Annotated in this window: 18 protein-coding genes and 1 tRNA gene; 10 read left to right on the top strand and 9 right to left on the bottom strand. The window is 66.1% G+C overall.

All coding sequences use genetic code 11. The annotated features are described in order from the left end of the window. Positions 1 to 49 precede the first annotated feature (49 nt). From purE to Q4C89_RS02900, 4 genes are all read left to right on the top strand, one after another. Positions 50 to 586: a 5-(carboxyamino)imidazole ribonucleotide mutase gene (purE, locus tag Q4C89_RS02915; RefSeq protein ID WP_303101106.1), complete on the top strand. Its 537-nt coding sequence runs from the start codon at positions 50 to 52 to the stop codon at positions 584 to 586. Next, the gene (purK, locus tag Q4C89_RS02910) at positions 583 to 1,695 is read left to right on the top strand and encodes a 5-(carboxyamino)imidazole ribonucleotide synthase (protein ID WP_303101105.1); all 1,113 of its coding nucleotides are present in this window, start codon (positions 583 to 585) and stop codon (positions 1,693 to 1,695) included. Before purE ends, purK begins: the two co-directional genes overlap by 4 nt. Positions 1,696 to 1,826: 131 nt before the next feature. Beyond that, positions 1,827 to 3,014 (top strand): VanW family protein, encoded by a 1,188-nt coding sequence (locus Q4C89_RS02905; protein WP_303101104.1) that lies wholly within the window; start codon positions 1,827 to 1,829, stop codon positions 3,012 to 3,014. A gap of 76 nt (positions 3,015 to 3,090) precedes the next feature. Further along, a tRNA-Trp gene (locus tag Q4C89_RS02900) sits at positions 3,091 to 3,166 on the top strand. Between the two features lie 213 nt (positions 3,167 to 3,379). Here Q4C89_RS02900 and Q4C89_RS02895 read toward each other — a convergent pair. Genes Q4C89_RS02895 through Q4C89_RS02860 form a run of 8 tightly spaced genes read right to left on the bottom strand, consistent with a single transcriptional unit; the run spans position 3,380 to position 9,415 of the window. Next, entirely contained in the window at positions 3,380 to 4,183 is an 804-nt protein-coding gene (locus Q4C89_RS02895; protein ID WP_303101103.1) for an urease accessory protein UreD, read from the bottom strand. Continuing rightward, positions 4,180 to 4,830 (bottom strand): urease accessory protein UreG, encoded by a 651-nt coding sequence (gene ureG / locus Q4C89_RS02890; RefSeq protein WP_303101102.1) that lies wholly within the window; start codon positions 4,828 to 4,830, stop codon positions 4,180 to 4,182. Before ureG ends, Q4C89_RS02895 begins: the two co-directional genes overlap by 4 nt. Before the next feature lie 17 nt (positions 4,831 to 4,847). Continuing rightward, positions 4,848 to 5,489 (bottom strand): urease accessory protein UreF, encoded by a 642-nt coding sequence (locus Q4C89_RS02885; protein ID WP_303101101.1) that lies wholly within the window; start codon positions 5,487 to 5,489, stop codon positions 4,848 to 4,850. After that, positions 5,486 to 5,947 carry an urease accessory protein UreE gene (locus tag Q4C89_RS02880; protein ID WP_303101100.1) on the bottom strand — a complete coding sequence of 154 codons (462 nt, stop codon included), beginning with the start codon at positions 5,945 to 5,947 and terminating at the stop codon, positions 5,486 to 5,488. The genes Q4C89_RS02885 and Q4C89_RS02880 overlap by 4 nt, the downstream gene beginning before the upstream one ends. Further along, positions 5,944 to 6,624, bottom strand: coding sequence for a hydrogenase nickel incorporation protein HypB (gene hypB / locus Q4C89_RS02875; protein ID WP_303101099.1), 681 nt, complete (start codon positions 6,622 to 6,624; stop codon positions 5,944 to 5,946). The genes Q4C89_RS02880 and hypB overlap by 4 nt, the downstream gene beginning before the upstream one ends. Then, positions 6,621 to 6,998 carry a hydrogenase maturation nickel metallochaperone HypA gene (locus tag Q4C89_RS02870; protein WP_303101098.1) on the bottom strand — a complete coding sequence of 126 codons (378 nt, stop codon included), beginning with the start codon at positions 6,996 to 6,998 and terminating at the stop codon, positions 6,621 to 6,623. The genes hypB and Q4C89_RS02870 overlap by 4 nt, the downstream gene beginning before the upstream one ends. A 3-nt stretch (positions 6,999 to 7,001) precedes the next feature. Continuing rightward, positions 7,002 to 8,723, bottom strand: coding sequence for an urease subunit alpha (gene ureC, locus Q4C89_RS02865; protein ID WP_303101097.1), 1,722 nt, complete (start codon positions 8,721 to 8,723; stop codon positions 7,002 to 7,004). Next, positions 8,720 to 9,415 carry an urease subunit beta gene (locus tag Q4C89_RS02860; protein WP_303101096.1) on the bottom strand — a complete coding sequence of 232 codons (696 nt, stop codon included), beginning with the start codon at positions 9,413 to 9,415 and terminating at the stop codon, positions 8,720 to 8,722. The genes ureC and Q4C89_RS02860 overlap by 4 nt, the downstream gene beginning before the upstream one ends. Positions 9,416 to 9,643: 228 nt before the next feature. On the opposite strand from Q4C89_RS02860, the gene urtA reads away from it, so the two are divergent. The 6 genes from urtA (at position 9,644) to Q4C89_RS02830 (ending at position 16,517) form a co-directional block, all read left to right on the top strand. Then, positions 9,644 to 10,822 carry an urea ABC transporter substrate-binding protein gene (urtA, locus tag Q4C89_RS02855; RefSeq protein WP_303101095.1) on the top strand — a complete coding sequence of 393 codons (1,179 nt, stop codon included), beginning with the start codon at positions 9,644 to 9,646 and terminating at the stop codon, positions 10,820 to 10,822. A 107-nt stretch (positions 10,823 to 10,929) separates the two neighbouring features. Then, positions 10,930 to 11,832: an urea ABC transporter permease subunit UrtB gene (gene urtB, locus Q4C89_RS02850; RefSeq protein ID WP_303101094.1), complete on the top strand. Its 903-nt coding sequence runs from the start codon at positions 10,930 to 10,932 to the stop codon at positions 11,830 to 11,832. After that, positions 11,829 to 12,881, top strand: coding sequence for an urea ABC transporter permease subunit UrtC (gene urtC / locus Q4C89_RS02845; RefSeq protein ID WP_303101093.1), 1,053 nt, complete (start codon positions 11,829 to 11,831; stop codon positions 12,879 to 12,881). Before urtB ends, urtC begins: the two co-directional genes overlap by 4 nt. Then, positions 12,871 to 13,638 carry an urea ABC transporter ATP-binding protein UrtD gene (gene urtD / locus Q4C89_RS02840; protein ID WP_303101092.1) on the top strand — a complete coding sequence of 256 codons (768 nt, stop codon included), beginning with the start codon at positions 12,871 to 12,873 and terminating at the stop codon, positions 13,636 to 13,638. Before urtC ends, urtD begins: the two co-directional genes overlap by 11 nt. A 153-nt stretch (positions 13,639 to 13,791) precedes the next feature. Continuing rightward, on the top strand, positions 13,792 to 14,496 hold the full coding sequence (gene urtE, locus Q4C89_RS02835; RefSeq protein ID WP_303101091.1) for an urea ABC transporter ATP-binding subunit UrtE: 705 nt from the start codon (positions 13,792 to 13,794) through the stop codon (positions 14,494 to 14,496). 212 nt (positions 14,497 to 14,708) lie between these two features. Next, positions 14,709 to 16,517, top strand: a complete 1,809-nt coding sequence (locus Q4C89_RS02830) for an ABC transporter ATP-binding protein (protein WP_303101090.1) — start codon at positions 14,709 to 14,711, stop codon at positions 16,515 to 16,517. On the opposite strand, the gene Q4C89_RS02825 is transcribed toward Q4C89_RS02830, so the two are convergent. After that, positions 16,502 to 17,017, bottom strand: coding sequence for a GNAT family N-acetyltransferase (locus tag Q4C89_RS02825; protein WP_303101089.1), 516 nt, complete (start codon positions 17,015 to 17,017; stop codon positions 16,502 to 16,504). The two genes, Q4C89_RS02830 and Q4C89_RS02825, sit on opposite strands and share 16 nt — an antisense overlap. Positions 17,018 to 17,071 lie beyond the last annotated feature (54 nt).

Here is a 17,071-nt window from a genome sequence, read left to right as displayed (position 1 = left end):
AGAACGCAGGGGCGCATTGCTGCCCAACCGGGCCGCTAGACTGGGCCGCGTGACGAGTGACTTTTCCGCTTCCCCGGCGCTTCCGCGCGTCGGCGTGGTGATGGGCAGCCGCAGCGATTTCGACACCATGCAGGGTGCGCTGGACCTTCTGCAACAACTGGAGATCGCTTACGAGGTGCGGGTGCTGTCGGCCCACCGCACGCCGCATCTGCTGCCCACCTACGCAGCCCGCGCCGAGCGGCTCAACCTCGCCTGCATCATCGCGGGGGCGGGCGGGGCGGCCCACCTGCCGGGCATGCTGGCGGCCTTTACCCGCGTGCCCGTGCTGGGGGTGCCCGTCCAGAGTCGGGCGCTGAGCGGGGTGGACAGCCTGCATTCCATCGTGCAGATGCCTGCCGGGGTTCCGGTGGCGACCTTTGCCATCGGGCAGGCGGGGGCCAAAAATGCCGCGCTGTTCGCTGCCGCCCTGCTCGCCACGACAGACGAGGGTGTGCGCTCGCGGCTGGACGCCTTCCGGCAAGCCCAGACGCGGGCCGTGCTGGACGATCCCTATTTCGAGGGCCACCCCGAGGCGGGCGAAGCATGACCGACCAGCCATCCGCGACCCTGGGCATTCTCGGCGGCGGGCAACTGGCCCAGATGCTGGCCCTCGCCGCCATTCCGCTGGGCGTGCGCCCCGTCGTTCTCGAACCCGACGCGCAGGCTCCGGCGCGGCTGTGTGCCGAGCACTTGCACGCGCCCTACACCGACCCGGCGGGCCTGGAACGGCTGGCGCAGTGCGACGTGGTGACGCTGGAGTTTGAAAATGTGCCCGTGGAGGCGCTGGATGCTTTGCGGGGCCGCGTGCCCGTGCGTCCGGGGGCCGACCTGCTGGCCCGTTCCAAACACCGCGCCCGCGAGAAAGCCGCCCTGCGCGAGGCCGGGGCGAAGACGGCTCCCTTTGTGGTCATCGAACAGGCTGCCGACCTGCAAGGCGCACTGCGGCAGGTGGGGGGCCGGGGCATCCTCAAAACCTCCGAACTCGGCTATGACGGCAAGGGACAGGCCCGCGTGTCGTCGGACTTCGAACTGGGACAGGCTTGGGACGACCTAGGCGGTGTGCCCTGCGTGCTGGAAGGGCTGGTGCCGTTCGAGCGCGAGGTGAGTCTGGCGGTGGCGCGCAGCGCGGCGGGGGGACTGGCCTTTGGGCCGCTGGTAGAAAATGTCCACCGGAACGGCATTTTGCGAACCTCGGTCTACCCGGCGCAGTCTCCAGACGGCACCGAGGCGCGGGCACGGGACATGGCGCGGGCGGTGGCCGAAGCCTGGGGGCTGGAAGGGCTGATGACGCTGGAGTTTTTCCAGTTGCCCGGCGGCGAACTGCTGGTCAACGAGGTCGCCCCCCGCGTCCACAACTCCGGGCACCTGACCCAGGACGGCGGCGGCGTCAGCCAGTTCGAGGCCCAGGTGCGGGCGGTGTTGGGGCTGCCGCTGGCGGACTTTGCCCCGCTGCTGCCCTGTGCGATGGTCAACTATGTGGGCGTCGAGGGAGCGGTGCCCGACTGGGCCGCCATAGACGCGCTGCCCGGCACCCACGTCCACCTCTACCACAAGGCCTGGCGGGCGGGCCGCAAGCTGGGTCATATCAATCTGGTGGCCCCCGACGAGGCGACGTTGCGCGAACGCCTGCGCGTGCTGGAAGGGCTGATTCCCTAGAGGATTTGACCGAAGAAGGGAGCATACGGAATTCGAAAGGCGGCTCCAACCTGACGGGTAAGTGACCGCATGTATCCTTAATAGTGATGCCTGCTCATGGTCGGTCAGCCTGGGGCGGGTAGCCTGGGGGGATGAAGCGTTTTCTTCTGCCCCTTCTGCTGACCGTGTCGGCTGCCCAGGCCCAGCCGACCGCTGCGGCTCAGAATTCTCCCCAAAGTCTTCAAGTCACGTTCAAGGCCGAGTTGAAAAAAATCGAGGGCGGCAAGGCCGTGACGGTTCCTGTCGTCAAGCAGTGGGTGCTGCCCGCCCAGTGGGTGGCCCGCAGCCGGGAGTACGGCAAAATCAGCTCCTACCTGCTGCCGACCCTCGACCGTATGGAAAAGGAAACGTCCGTCAGGGGCCGCCCCGCCAAGTTCGACCTGGTGGGCGGCAAGTGGGTCGCCACCGACCAACCCGAATGGAAGCTCGACCGCAAGGCCACCGAGGCCAAGATTCTGGAGGCGATTCGGGCCGGGGAGAAGTCGGTGGAGGTCGTCTACAACGAGAAAGTCCCGCAGCGCAGCGTGGCCTTGCTCATCGAGCGCGGCGTGCTGACCAACCTGGCGAGTGCCCGCAGTTCGTTCACGGGCAGCCCCGATTTCCGGGTCAAGAACATCGTGGTGGGGGCGTCCAAGCTGGACTACCTCTGGATCGCGCCGGGTGAGGTGTTCGATTTCAACAAGACCATCGGCGAAATCAGTGCCAAGACGGGCTATGTGCCGGGCTACGTCATCGCGGGGAACACCCTGGTGATGGAAGACGGCGGCGGCATCTGTCAGGTCAGCACCACCATTTTCCGGGCCATGTGGGAAGCGGGCCTGCCCATCGTGGAGCGCCAGCAGCACAGCCACCGCGTGGGCTACTACGATCCCATCGGCTACGAGGCGACGGTGTACGCGCCCAGCAAGAACCTGCGGATGAAAAACGACACGGACAAGTACCTGTTCGTGCAGGCGAGCTGGAACACGGCCACCCAGAAACTGCGCTTCGACATCTTCGGCACCGACCACGGGCGCAAGACGAAGGTGGGCGCACCTGTCGTGACCGACATCAAGCCGCCCGCCGCCCCCAGTTACAGCCCCGACAAGCGCGTGGCGCTGGGGCAGCAGCGCCTGCTCGACAACGCGATGGAAGGCATGACCAGTGTGATTACCCGCACCGTGACCTACCCCGACGGCACCAGCAAGCAGGACAGCATTAGAAGCGTCTACAAGCCATGGGGAGCCGTGTACGGCGTTCACCCCGACGACCCCCGGCTGAAAAAGAGCGCGGGCCAGTAAGCCTCCTGGGGCCTGACGCTTGCACCGACCCGCCGACTTTGCTACCCTACTTGAGCCTGATTTCAGGTGTGTTCAAGGGTTCTTAGCTCAGTTGGTAGAGCGGCGGTCTCCAAAACCGTAGGTCGAGGGTTCAAGTCCTTCAGGGCCCGCCATAAATTTCCCCGCCTAGCGCGGGGATTTTTCTTGTACCCCGGCTGGGCATGGCCCTTTTTGTGCTCTGTCGGTGAAAGAGCAGCGGAATAGGACCCGATAAAAGTTGGGCGTGACGGGGAGGGGAGCGCACACCAGCCGCAGGTCGTGAGGCAAAAGCGGCTTCCCACTTCGTCAGGCGGCCAGGGTTGCACGCTGTCCAACTCGGCTGGGCCTCACTCCATTTTTCTGGACAGCTCCAGCACCCGGCGTGGCGCTGTCGCCCCAATGGCCTCAAGCCAGTGCGAAACCCGTCGGTCCAGCTCTACGCCCCGCCGCTCAGCCAGTCGCAGCCAGAGCGCCCCCGAAACGTTACGACCTGCCGCTCCCGCAAGGGACGGGACGGTAAAGCCCTTGTCCTCGACACCCCACCACACCCCTGAGGCCCAGTAATTCGTGTCTCCCAGCACTCCCGGAGCGCGGCTGAACTCGTCCGGGCAAAAATGCTGCCTGTCCAGGTAGACCCGCCGCCCATCCACAACAATGCTCCCCTCGCTGCGGTACTCGGCAAAGCGCAGGGACTCGCCTGCCTGAACCCGCCCGGCGGCCAGGGTTTCGACCCAGCCGAATTCTGCCCCGCCTTCCAGGTCGGCCCGCACCGTCTGGTGAAAACGGCTGCCAGCAAAGGGAATGGTGCGCTCGGGGTAGTACTCCAGTCGCCCGCCCGCCGCCACCGTAAAGCGGATGTCCTGGGTGGCCGCTGCCCCGTCCGGCGAGGGCTGCACCCGCGTGGCCGATTGCGTAAGCAGCAGCGCCCGCGCCCCGGCGTCCACCTGCACACGAATTTCGCTGTGGTCGCCGCCCAGCACGCCACCCGTGGGGTTGATGATGTAGACCATCAGCGTGCCACACGGCAGACGAAAGGGGCGAACCACCATCAGCGGCGCTTTTTGCAGGTCCCTGAGCAGAAAGGTTTGACCGTGCCGCACCCCGAAATGCAGGTGCAGCACGCCCGTGCGGGTCTGGCGGGTCAGGCTCAAAGACCCACCTTCGGTCCCGGCACGTCGCGGAACAGCAGGTCGTGCTCGATCCAGGCGATGACCTCGCCCAGTCCCTCGCCGCTTTTGAGGTTGGTAAAGACATAGGGCCGCAGTTCTCCCGTCGCCGCCACCGTGCGCCCGGCGCGGGCATCGGCGTCCATCACGCGCAGGTCGGCCCCCACCAGTGGGGCGAGGTCGGTCTTGTTGATGACCAGCAGGTCGGACTGCCGCACGCCGGGGCCACCTTTGCGCGGCACCTTTTCACCGCCGGATACGTCCAGCACGAAGATCCAGGCGTCCACCAGTTCCGGCGAGAAGCTCGAAGCGAGGTTGTCGCCGCCCGACTCGATAAACAGCAGTTCCAGGTCGGGAAAGGCCGCGCACAGCGCCTCCGCCGCCTCCTGGTTCAGGCTGGCGTCCTCACGGATGGCGGTGTGCGGGCAGCCACCCGTCTGCACGCCCACGATGCGCTCGGGGGGCAGGGCAGCGGCGCGGGTCAGAATCTTCTGGTCCTCGAAGGTGTAGATGTCGTTGGTAATCACGGCGAGGTGGTAGCGGTCACGCAGTTCGCGGCACAGCACTTCCAGCAGGGCGGTCTTGCCGCTGCCGACGGGGCCGCCGATGCCGATTCTGAGGGGTGTGGTCATGGGTTGTCCTTTGGGTCTCAGGTCTGAAACAGCCGTTCTTCGAGGGTGGCCTGGGCCGCCGCCGCGATGTCCAGCAGCGGGGAAAAGCCGCCCAGGTCGTCCGGCGTGGCACTCAGCGCCCAGGTGACGCAGCGCCGGGCTTCGGTCTCACAGCGGGCGGCGCAGCCCTGGGCGTCCAGTCCGCCCAGTTTCATCAGGCGGGTGGCCGAGGTGATGCGGCCCAGCAGCCACGCCGAAACGTAGGCGGTGACCGCTTCCTCACGTCCTGCGCCCAGCACCCAGGCCACCGCGCCGAAGGTGGTGGCATGATGACGGGTGGGCGGCAACCCGGCCAGAGGCGTGGGCCACAGCCGCTCTGCCGCCCGGCGCAGATTGGCCCCCACCCGCAGGCTGGCGCGGCGCGGGCCTTCCACCAGCTTGAGGTCGTCGAGCAGGGCGTCGAGTTCGGCCAGCTCGGCCTCACCCGCACCCCAGGCCAGCGCACAGGCGGGAACGTCTTGCCTGCCCCAGCCGTGCACGAGCTGGCCCCGCAGAAAGGCCGTCAGGTCGTTGGCGGTTCGCACGTCGCCGCGCTGGGTCAGCGTTTCCAGGCCGTCGCTGAAGGCGTAGGCCCCGGTGGGAAAGGCCGAGTCGGCCAGTTGCAGCAGCCGCAGGGTCAAGGCTCATGCTCCCAGCTGGGCCGCCCGTGAAAGGGGCGCGTGGCCCGCTCGAACGGCACGCCCAGGCGCGTGAGCAGCAGTTCCAGCGGCGCGTCCCACAGCGCCAGAAACGCGGGGCCGTCTTGCACCAGGTCGCGGTGCAGGTTGCCGATGGCGTGCGCCACCCGGCAGGCCTCCGCCACGCTGCGCGGGGAAATCACGGCCACCTCCTCGGGCGCTGCCGCCACTACATAGCTCACCCCGCCGCGCACCTCCAGCACCAGCCCCGGCGTGAGCACCGTGCCGGTCGGAAACGCCAGCCGCAATTCCGCGCCGTCGGGGGCGCGCAGGCGGCGGCGCACCCGGCGGCGGTCGAGGGCGGTCATGGGGACGGCCACGCTGGGGCCAGAGTCTTCGGCGGCCAGGCCAGTGGCCGGAGAGGGAAGAACCGGGCGGCGCAGCCCGGTCAGCCGGGTCAACCCTCACCCCTCACGAAGGCGTACCAGGCGTCTAGCCCCGTGCCTGCTTTGCTGCTCAGTTCGATGATGGGCACACCGGGCCGGGCGCGGTCTATGTTCTCGCGGCAGAGGTCACGGTCAAAGCCCACCGCGTCTGCAATGTCCATCTTGGTGATCACCACCACGTCCGCCGTGTTGAACATGGTGGGGTATTTCAGCGGCTTGTCCTCGCCCTCGGTGGTGGAAATCAGCACGGCGCGGGCCGCTTCGCCCAGGTCGTAGGAACTGGGGCACACCAGGTTGCCCACGTTTTCCAGAAACAGCACGTCCAGCGCCGTCAGGTCGAACCGGGGCAGGATGCCCTGCACCATGCTGGCGTCCAGGTGGCAAATGGTGCCAGTCACGATCTGCTCGGCCTGGGCACCCCATTGCCGCAGGCGGGCGGCGTCGTTCTCGGTGGCGAGGTCGCCCACCGCCACGGCCATTTTCAGGTCGCCTGCCAGGTCTTGCAGGGTGCGTTCCAGCAGCGCCGTCTTGCCCGCGCCGGGGCTGCTCGCCAGGTTGATGGCCCGCACGCCCGCCGCCTGAAACGTCCGGCGGTTCTCGGCGGCGGTGTGGTCGTTGGCTTTCAGGATGTTCTGGCGCACGGTCACGATGCGGGGCGAAGTGGCCGGGGGGCCAGGGGGGAGGGTGGTCATGCAGGCTCCTTTTCGGGAAAAACAGCTTTGGGGAGGTCGAGTTCAAGGGCATCGAGTTCGAGTTCGTCGCCTTGCAAAAGTGTGGGGGTAGGCGAGTCGCACAGGGGGCAACGCAGACCGCGCGCCAGCTCCAGCCGGACGGGGCCGTGTTGCGGGCATTCGCCCACTCCGGGCACCCGCTCGATGCCGAGGGCCGCGCCCTGAAGCGGCGTTCCCTCGGCACAGGCGGGAAAAGCGGCGCTCAGGGCCTCGGGCACCATGCTCGACCACTCGCCCACGCGCACGGTCAGCGCCCGCGCCCGCGCCGCGCCGTGTTCGCGCAGCACCTCGCAGGCGACTTCGATCAGGGACAGGGCAATAGAGGCTTCGTGCATGGTTCAGAACAGGAAATATTTCTGCGCCAGCGGCAACTCGTCGGCGGGTTCGCAAGTCACCAGTTCGCCGTCCACCCGCACCTCATAGGTCTCAGGGTTCACGTCGATCTCGGGCGTTTCGGCGTTGAGGCGCATGTCCTTCTTGCCGATGTCGCGGGTGTGCTGCACGGCGCTGTAGGGGCGGCCCAGGTCGGGCAGGTGGCCTTCTTGCAGACTGACGCCCGACACGAAATGCAGACAGGTCGCGTCCAGCCCGCCCCCGAAGGCCGCGAACATGGGACGCGGGTAGACGGGCTGCGGCGTGGGAATGCTGGCCCCCGCGTCGCCCATCTGCGCGGCGACGACGAAGCCGCCTTTGAGAATCATGGCGGGTTTGGCCCCGAAAAAAGCGGGCTTCCACAGCACCAGGTCGGCCAGTTTGCCCACCTCCACGCTGCCGACCTCGTGGCTGATGCCGTGGGCGACCGCGGGGTTGATGGTGTACTTGGCGACGTAGCGGCGGGCGCGGAGGTTGTCGGCCCGCGTGTCGCTCCCCAGACCAGCGACCGTCAGCGGCCCGCGCTGCACTTTCATTTTGTGCGCGGCCTGCCAGGTGCGGGTAATGACCTCGCCCACGCGGCCCATCGCCTGCGAGTCGCTGCTCATCATGGAAAATACGCCCAGGTCGTGCAGCACGTCCTCGGCGGCAATCGTTTCGGGACGGATGCGGCTCTCGGCAAAGGAAACGTCTTCGGGAATGCGCGGCGAGAGGTGGTGGCAGACCATCAGCATGTCCAGATGCTCGTGGATGGTGTTGACGGTAAAGGGCATGGTGGGGTTGGTGCTGCTCGGCAGGACGTTGGGCAGTCCCGCCACCTTGATGATGTCCGGCGCGTGTCCGCCGCCTGCGCCCTCGGTATGAAAGGTGTGGATGGTGCGCCCGGCAAAGGCCCGGATGCTGTCTTCCACGAAGCCCGATTCGTTCAGGGTGTCGGTGTGGATGGCGACCTGCACGTCGTACTCGTCGGCCACGCTCAGCGCGGCGTCGATGGCGGCGGGCGTGGTGCCCCAGTCCTCGTGGAGCTTGAGGCCCAGTGCCCCGGCGCGAATCTGCTCGGCCAGCGGCGCACGGGTGCTGGCGTTGCCCTTGCCCAGCAGCCCGAAATTGAGCGGCAGTCCGGCGAGGCTTTCCTGCATGCGGTGAATGTGCCACTCGCCCGGCGTGCAGGTGGTCGCCGAGGTTCCGGCGGTGGGGCCGGTGCCTCCGCCGATCATGGTGGTCACGCCCGATTCCAGCGCCGTCCAGCACTGCTGCGGGGCAATGAAATGGATGTGGGTGTCCACCCCGCCCGCCGTGAGGATGTGGCCCTCGCCCGCCACGATTTCGGTGCTCGCCCCGATGGTCAGCCCCGCCGAAACGCCGCTCTGGGTGCCCGGATTGCCCGCCTTGCCGATGGCGCTGATACGCCCGTTTTTCACGCCCACGTCGGCCTTGACCACGCCCCAGTAGTCCAGAATCAGGGCGTTGGTAATCACCAGGTCGGGCACGTCCGCTGCTTCTCGCGTGGCGGTGCTGCTTTGGCCCAGGCCGTCGCGGATGACCTTGCCGCCGCCGAACTTGACCTCCTCGCCGTAGGTGGTGTAGTCCTGCTCGACTTCGATGAGCAAGTCCGTATCGCCCAACCGCACCCGGTCTCCGGTGGTGGGGCCGTACAGGTCGGCGTACTGTTTGCGGGTCAGCTTCATGCCTGTCCTCCCGGCTCCATAAAGCCGCCTTCCGCCGCCCGCCGGAGCGCGGCTTCCTTTGCCCCGGGCGCGTCCAGCTCGCCGCTGATCAGCGCGTTCATGCCGTAGACGATGCGCGTGCCGCCGAGAGACACCAGTTCCACCTCACGCTCCTCGCCGGGTTCGAAGCGCACGGCGGTTCCGGCGGGGATGTTCAGGCGCTGACCGTAGGCCGCCGCCCGGTCGAAGCGCAGCGCCGCGTTCACCTCGAAAAAGTGAAAGTGGCTGCCGACCTGAATGGGCCTATCGGCGGTGTTGGCGACCACCAGCGCCGTGACTGGCCGCCCGGCGTTCAGCTCGATTTCGCCGCTCTCCAGCAGGTATTCGCCCGCCACCCGCGCACTCGCCGCGCCCCGGATGGGGTCGTGAATCGTGACCAGCTTGGTGCCGTCGGGGAAAGTGCCCTCCACCTGAATGTCGTGAATCATTTCCGGCACGCCGTCTTGCACGTCGTCGGGCGTCAGGATGGTCGCGCCGTAGCTCATCAGGTCTTCCACGCGCTGCCCGTCGCGGATGCCTTCGAGCACAGCGGCGGTAATCAGCGCCACCGCCTCGGGATGATTGAGCTTCAGCCCCCTGGCCCGGCGCTCTTTCGCCAGCGCCGCCGCCACGTAAATCAGCAGTTTGTCGCGCTCTCGTTCGGTGAGTTGCATTCGTGTTCCTCCGAGAAGTCGAAACCGGGTCGCTAAACCGGGTCTAATTTTCCCACCCTGAGCCTAACGCCGCCGAATTGCCAGAGTCGAAAGATTTTCTAAACAACCTGCATAAATTGGTCAATGCTTCGGACTAACCTCACCTCGTTGATGCAATTTGTTAAAAGAAATTTTAGCAAATTGCAAAAATAGAATCGTTTGGCCCGGAAGTGCCCCAAGGAGACCCCCATGAAACGTGAATCTGCTCTGCTGCTGACCCTGCTGCTGACCCTGACCCCGGCCCAAGCCCAGGCCCCGAGCACCGTCAAAGTCGGTGTGCTGCACTCGCTGACCGGCACGATGGCGATTTCGGAAATCACCGTCGCCAACGCCGCACAACTGGCGATAGACGAAATCAACGCCAAGGGCGGCGTCATGGGCAAGAAACTGGTGGTCGTCAAGGAAGACGGCGCGTCCGACTGGCCCACCTTCGCCACCAAGGCCGAAAAACTGCTGACCCAGGACAAGGTATCGGTGGTTTTCGGGGGCTGGACGAGCGCCAGCCGCAAGGCGATGCTGCCCGTGTTCGAGAAGAATAGGGGGCTGCTGTTTTACCCCGTGCAGTTCGAGGGCAACGAGTGTAGCCCCAACATCATCTACACCGGGGCGCAGCCCAACCAGCAGGCCCTCCCCGCGCTCGACTGGGCCATCAGCAAGGGGTACAAGAACATCTTCTTGCTGGGCAGCGACTACGTGTACCCCCGCACCGCCAACCTGATTCTGAAAAAGCACATCGCTGCGCAGGGAGCCAAGCTCGCGGGCGAGGAATACGTCGCGCTGGGCGGCACCGAGTTTTCCAGCGTCATTAACAAGATTCGCAGCGCCAAGCCCCAGGTCATCATCAACACCCTCAACGGCGACTCGAACGTGGCGTTTTTCAAGCAGTACCAAGCGGCGGGCTACAACGCCAAGACCCTGCCCGTCATCTCCTTCTCGATTGCCGAGCAAGAAGCCCAGAGCATCGGCCCCGCGCTGCTGAGCGGCCAGTACGCCACCTGGAACTACTTCCAGAGCCTGCCCAACGCCGCCAACAAGAAATTCGTGGCCGCCTACAAGAAGAAATACGGCGCGAACGCGGTCGTGACCGACCCGATGGCCCACGCCTACATCAACGTGTACCTGTGGAAAGCCGCTGTCGAGAAGGCCAAGTCCTTCAACCCCGCTGCCGTCCGCAAGGCCATCGTGGGCATCAGCATGGACAGTCCGCTGGGCAAAATCACCGTGGACAAGAGCGGCAGCCTGACCCAGGCGGTCTACACCGGACAAAGCGGCGCGGGCGGACAGTTCAAGGTCGTGGCCCAGAGCAAGGGCGTGGTGGCCCCGCAGCCCTACGACAAGCTGGCTTTCCCCGGCAAGACCTGCCCCTGATGCGTACACGCGGCTGACCTGGAGCCGCCAGCGGCGGGCTGTGGGCGAAAGACGCCTCATGGCCCGCCCCCTTTTTCCCTCCTTTTTTCCCACTTCAAGGAGACCCAGTGGATTCTCTTTTTCTTGCCAACCAACTGTTTACCGGCCTCTCGGTGGCGTCCATCCTGCTGCTGGCGGCGCTGGGCCTGGCGCTGACCTTCGGGCTGATGCGCGTCATCAACATGGCGCACGGCGAATTTCTGATGCTGGGCGGCTACCTGACCTACCTCGCCGCCAAGTGGACCCAGCCGACCCTCGGCGACGGCTACCTGTGGGTGGCGTTTCCGCTGGCGTTTTTCGGGACGGCGCTGCTGGGGGCGCTGCTGGAATTTCTGGTGATCCGGCGGCTGTACGGCAGGCCGCTCGACACCCTGCTGGCGACCTTCGGCATCAGCCTGATGCTGCAGCAGGCAGCGCGGCAAATCTTCGGCAGCACCGGGGTTCCGGTCACGGCCCCCGCTTGGCTGTCGGGGAGCCTCACCCTCGGCGGCGTGACCCTGCCGGGGAGCCGCCTGTTCGTCATCGCGCTGGCACTGGTCGTCCTGGGCGGGCTGTGGTGGCTGCTGACCCGCACCCGCTTCGGGATGGAAGTGCGGGCGGTGAACCAGAGTCGCGAGATGGCTTCGGCGCTGGGCGTCAATACCCGCCGCCTCGACCTGCTGGTCTTTGCGCTGGGCGCGGGTATTGCGGGCATCGCCGGGGTGGGCCTCGCGCTGCTGTCGCCCGTCAATCCCACGGTGGGCGCGTCTTACATCGTCAACGCCTTCCTGGTCGTGGTGGTCGGCGGCGTGGGCAGCATTCTGGGTGCGGGCGTGGCGGCGGTGCTGCTGGGCAGTATCACGGCGCTGGCCGAGGGGCTGACCAGCGTCAGTCTGGCGCAGGCGGCGCTCCTGGTGCTGGTCGTGGCCTTCTTGCAGTGGAAACCTAAGGGGCTGTTCCCCACCCAGTCCCGTGCCCTGGAGGACTCATGAAACGCGGTGAAACCCTCGCGCTGCTGGGCCTGACGCTGCTCTTGCTGCTCGCACCCTTTGCCTTAGGCGGCTACGCGCTGACCCTGCTGGGCCGGGTGCTGGCACTGGCGATTGCCGCGCTGGGCGTGTGCGTGGTGTGGGGCCGCACCGGGATTCTCAGTCTGGGTCAGGGGCTTTTCTTCGGACTGGGCGGCTACGCGCTCGCCATGCACCTCAAGCTGGCGGCGACGCCCAAAGGCGAACTGCCCGACTTCATGGTCTACAACGGCGTGGAGAAGCTGCCCTGGTTCTGGCAGCCCTTCCACTCGGCGCCCTTCGCCCTGCTGATGGTGGTGGTGCTGCCGGGACTGGCGGCTTACCTCATCGGCTGGCTGATGTTCCGGCGGCGGATTACCGGGGTTTTTGTGAGCATCATTACCCAGGCGCTGGTGCTGGCCTTCGTGACGTGGCTGAACGGGTCGCAGGGGCTGACCAGCGGCACCAACGGCCTGACCGACTTTCAGACCTTCCTGGGCCTGAACCTGCGCGGCGACGGGTTTGCGCGGGGGCTGTACTGGGTCACGGTGCTGGCGCTGGCGCTGACGCTGGCGGTCACGGCGTGGCTGCTGCACACGCCTTTCGGTTCGCTGCTGACCGCCGTGCGCGACAACGAAAACCGCAGCCGCTTTCTGGGCTACGACCCGGCGGCCTACAAGGTGGCGGCGTTCGTGCTGGGCGGCGTGCTGGCGGGCCTGTCGGGGGCGCTGTACACCCTGCACCTGGGCACCATTTCGCCCGCGATGATTGGCGTGGCCTTTTCTACTGAACTGGTGGTGTGGGTGGCGCTGGGCGGACGCGCCAGCCTGTGGGGGGCTGCGGGCGGCCTGATTCTGGGCCAACTCGCCAAAGACCGCATTTCCAGCGCCGCGCCGGATGCGTGGCTGTACATCATGGGGGCGCTGTTTGTCGGCGTGGTCATGTTCCTGCCGAACGGCGTGGCGGGCCTGATTCGCCCACCCGCAGCCAAGCGGCCCGCGCCCGAACTGCGGGAGGTCAAAGATGTCGCCTGAGACGAATGGAATGCTGCTGCAAGTCCGTGACATCACGGTGTCGTTCGACGGATTCAAGGCCATTCAAAACCTGTCGCTGAACGTGGCCCCCGGCACCCTGCGCGTGCTGATCGGCCCCAACGGAGCCGGAAAAAGCACGCTGCTGGACACCATCATCGGCAAGGTGCGGCCCGTGAGTGGCGAGGTGCGCTTTGAGGGCGAGCGCATTTCGGGGCTGCCCGAATACCGCATTGCCCGGCGCGGCATCTGCCGCAAGTTCCAGGCTCCGGGCGTGCTGGAGGGCCTGAGCGTGCGCGACAACCTGCGGCTGGCGCTGCGGGGCAACAAGGGCGTGTTCGCCAGCTTTTCCCCCAGGCCCAACCCCGCCGAGGAAGCGCGGGTGGACGAACTGCTGGCCCTGACCGGATTGGCAGCGCGGGCCGAGATGCGGGCGGGCGACCTCGCCCACGGCGAAAAACAGTGGCTGGAAATCGGGATGGTGGTGTCTGCCCGGCCCAAGCTGCTGCTGCTGGACGAACCCACCGCCGGAATGACCGCCCAGGAAACCGTGCAGACCGCCGAACTGATTCGCTCGCTCGCCGGAGACCATGCCGTGCTGGTCATTGACCACGACATGCACTTCGTCGAACTGCTGGCGGCCCCCGTCACTGTGCTGCACCAGGGGCAGGTCTTCCGTGAAGGCGACCTCGAAACCCTTAGAAACGACCCCGACGTGATGGAGATTTATCTGGGCAGGCCCAAGGAAGCAGCGGACTGATGGCGGGCAGGCGTCGAACAAAGGTCGGAGAAGCCCCCTGACCCCCTGCCGCGCAAGCCCTTGTCCCCAATGTAGGTCAGATAAGCGAACATTCGCCCGTTCCATCATCCATCAGCGAAGTGGACCCATCATCCATCTTCAACAAGGAGACCCATGCTCAAACTCGAACAGGTCAACGCGGCCTATGGTGGCAGTCAAGTGCTTTTCGATATCGATCTGGAAGTGAACGACGCCGAGGCCGTGACCCTCATCGGGCGCAACGGCGTCGGCAAATCCACCCTGCTGCGCACCATTACCGGGCTGCACACGTCCGCTTCGGGGGGGGTGCGCCTGAACGGGGAACAGATGGAAAAAGAACCCGCTTTTGCCCGTGCCCGCGCTGGGCTGGCCTATGTGCCGCAGGGCCGGGGGTTGTTTCCACACCTGACCGTCCACGAAAACCTGCTGATGGGCTTGCCTGCCCTCACGGGCCGGGACGCCGCCAAAAAGGAAATTCCGGCGCTGGTCTACGACCTGTTTCCGATTTGTCGGGACATGGCGGGGCGCAAGGCGGGCAACCTGTCGGGCGGGCAGCAGCAGCAGGTCGCCATCGGACGGGCGCTGGTCACGCAACCGCGCTACCTGCTGCTGGACGAACCCACCGAAGGGATTCAGCCCAGTATCGTGCAGGAAATCGAAACGGCGCTGGGCCGCATTCGCAGCGAGTTGCGCGTGGCGGTGCTGCTGGTCGAGCAATATCTGGACTTTGCCTGGGCTTTCGCTGACCGTTACTACGTGCTCCAGCGGGGCCGGGTGGTCGAAAGTGGCCTGACCGCCGAAGTGCCGCCCAGCGCCGTGCAGCGGTACATGAGCGTGTAGGCGAGGGTTTGGACAACTTTGCAATCTCGTTGGGTGCAGAGGGTGACAAATTAACCGTGTTGAGCCGGGTGTCCCTTTCGAGCGTCCCCGTTCTGTCCCCAATATTTTGTCCGGTGCTTCCTTTGTGGAGGCATTCTTTCATTTGCCTCCAGGGGTTTCCAGCCGCTGGGCACACTTTTCCGCCGCTCGGCGGCCCCTAGACTGCCGCCCACATGATGCGCCCCCTGCCCAAATCGGAAGACCTCAGCAACCGTGAACTGCTGGGTGTGCTGACCCGCACCCTGCCCGACCTGATTCGCAGTGCGCCCGCGCTGGTGTCGCTGATGCTGGGCATGGCGGTCATTCAGGGGCTGGTGCCCGCGCTGACCATCCTGCTGGGCAAGTGGACGGTGGACGGCGTGGGGGCGGCGGTGCAGGGCCAGCCGAGCAATTTGCCCCTGCTGGCGGCGGCCTGGGCAGGCGCGGCGCTGCTGGGGCAGGTGACGCAGGTGGCGGCGCAGGTCTTGCAGGGGTACGCCGCCGACCACTTCACCGTGCAGACCATGCAGCGCCTGATGGGCAAAATGCGTGACCTGCCGGGGCTGGACGTGCTGGAAGACGCCCGCTTTCACGACGACATCGAGATTTTGCAGCAGGGTGCGCCGCGCCGCCCGCTCAATCTGGTGTCCACGCTGCTGTACCTGATTCGCGGGACGGTGAGCGCGGTCAGCGTGTCGGCCACACTGCTCAGCATCGGCTGGTGGGTGCCGCTGGTGGTGGTCGCCGGAACCCTGCCCGCGCTGCTCAAGCAGATGGAGTTCTACAAACTGGGCTGGAGCATCTTCATTCAGCGCACCCAGGACTCGCGGGAGGTCAACTACCTTCAGCGGGTTGCCATGCGCCACGAGTATGCCAAGGAAGTGCGGCTCTATGGGCTGCTGCCCTACCTGCAAAGCCAGTACCTGACCCGCACGCTGGCCTACCAGAAGACCATGCGCGGCGTGCGGAACAAGCAACTGCTGGGCATCCTGCCGTATCAGGTGCTGTCGCTGACCGTCACGGCGGGGCTGTTCGTCTATGTCGTGTCGCACGCCGGGAACGGGCGGTACACGGCGGGCAGCGTGGTGCTGGTCATCACGGCGCTGGCGGGGCTGCGCGACGAACTCCGCGCCATTTCCGAGTACATCAGCGTGGGCACCGAGCATCTGAACTGGTTTGCCAAGTTCCACCGCTTTCTGGACGCCCAGCCCAGTGTCGTTCAGCCCGCGCAGCCGCGTCCTCTGCCTGCCGGGGTCACGCTGACGCTGGAGGACGTGTCGTTCGGGTACAAGGGCGGCGCACCCGCCGTAGAACACCTCACGCTGACGATTCCCGAGGGGCAGACCGTCGCCATCGTGGGCGAGAACGGAGCCGGAAAAACCACGCTGGTCAAGCTGCTGCTGCGCTTTTACGACCCCACCTCGGGCCGCATCCTGCTGGGCGGCGCGGGCGAGGAAACCGACCTGCGCGACGTGGACGCCTCGGCGTGGCGCTCACAGGTGGCGGCGGTGTTTCAGGATTTCGCCCGCTTCGAGTGGACGCTGCGCGACAACATTCTGCTGGGCCAGCCCCAGGACGACGAAAAGCTGAACTGGTCGGTGGAGGCGAGCGGGCTGGGCGCGGCACTCAACCGCGTGGACGGCGGCCTGGACGCCCGCATCGGTCAGGCGTTCGGCGGGCTGGACCTGTCGGGCGGGCAGTGGCAGAAGCTGGCGACCGCCCGCGCCCTGTACCGCGAGGCCCGCGTTCTCATTCTGGACGAACCCACCGCCGCCCTCGACCCCCGCAGCGAAAAGGAAGTCTTCGACGCCTTTGCCCGCATGAGCCGGGGCCGCACCACCCTGCTGATTACCCACCGCCTGGGCAGCGTGCTGATGGCCGACCGCGTGCTGGTGATGAAACAGGGCCGATTGATCGAGGACGGCACCCACGCCGAGCTGTTGGCGAAGGGCGGCGAATACGCCGAGCTGTGGCAGTTGCAGGCGAGTCAGTACGAGGGCTGAGTGGGTAAATCCAGTGCCATGATTTCCAGCTCCTTGCTCCCGCTTTGTGCTGTTCCTACCGCTGAAAATCCCGCTTTCCTGTAGACATGTCGCGCCCGCCCGTTTTCCATTTCAGGGTCAATCAGCACGCGGCGCAGTTCAGGCCGTAGCTCTTGCAGATGTGCCATAAATGCCGTTATCAGCGGCGCAGCCAGCCCCCGCCCTAGCCAATGCGACTCCCCAATAAACAGGTCAATACCCCAAGTTTCGCCTGAATCGCTGCGCCACGCGACGCAATCGCTGTCCTCGGCCACTGGATACGCCTGAGCATAGGCAAAAGCCAGACTGTCAAGCGCGGCGATAAACGCCAAAACATTCCGCTGGGGCGCGAAATAATGTGCCTCTACCTGCTGGGACGTGCGGTCCCCGTCATCCCAAAACTCACGGACGTGGGGAAGCTGGAGCCACCCGTGCATGAGCGGCAAATGCTCGGGTGTCAGGGGCTGAAAGGTGATATTCATGTCCCCTCCAGAATCTCCCCTGCTATCACTTCCAATCCCTCTGCCCTTTGCGCG

Origin of the sequence: Deinococcus sp., assembly GCF_030523985.1 — a bacterium.
GTDB lineage: Bacteria > Deinococcota > Deinococci > Deinococcales > Deinococcaceae > Deinococcus.
The sequence above is the reverse complement of the archived record's forward strand: the minus strand, read 5'-3'. Positions and strand labels throughout refer to the sequence as shown.

Coding starts and splice junctions, on each gene's coding strand:
- ureG (WP_303101102.1), bottom strand. CDS start 4,830: ATGACCACACCCCTCAGAATCGGCATCGGCGGCCCCGTCGGCAGCGGC.
- urtE (WP_303101091.1), top strand. CDS start 13,792: ATGCTCAAACTCGAACAGGTCAACGCGGCCTATGGTGGCAGTCAAGTG.
- urtA (WP_303101095.1), top strand. CDS start 9,644: ATGAAACGTGAATCTGCTCTGCTGCTGACCCTGCTGCTGACCCTGACC.
- urtC (WP_303101093.1), top strand. CDS start 11,829: ATGAAACGCGGTGAAACCCTCGCGCTGCTGGGCCTGACGCTGCTCTTG.
- Q4C89_RS02860 (WP_303101096.1), bottom strand. CDS start 9,415: ATGCAACTCACCGAACGAGAGCGCGACAAACTGCTGATTTACGTGGCG.
- hypB (WP_303101099.1), bottom strand. CDS start 6,624: ATGACCACCCTCCCCCCTGGCCCCCCGGCCACTTCGCCCCGCATCGTG.
- purK (WP_303101105.1), top strand. CDS start 583: ATGACCGACCAGCCATCCGCGACCCTGGGCATTCTCGGCGGCGGGCAA.
- ureC (WP_303101097.1), bottom strand. CDS start 8,723: ATGAAGCTGACCCGCAAACAGTACGCCGACCTGTACGGCCCCACCACC.
- urtD (WP_303101092.1), top strand. CDS start 12,871: ATGTCGCCTGAGACGAATGGAATGCTGCTGCAAGTCCGTGACATCACG.
- Q4C89_RS02830 (WP_303101090.1), top strand. CDS start 14,709: ATGATGCGCCCCCTGCCCAAATCGGAAGACCTCAGCAACCGTGAACTG.
- Q4C89_RS02825 (WP_303101089.1), bottom strand. CDS start 17,017: ATGAATATCACCTTTCAGCCCCTGACACCCGAGCATTTGCCGCTCATG.
- Q4C89_RS02905 (WP_303101104.1), top strand. CDS start 1,827: ATGAAGCGTTTTCTTCTGCCCCTTCTGCTGACCGTGTCGGCTGCCCAG.
- Q4C89_RS02870 (WP_303101098.1), bottom strand. CDS start 6,998: ATGCACGAAGCCTCTATTGCCCTGTCCCTGATCGAAGTCGCCTGCGAG.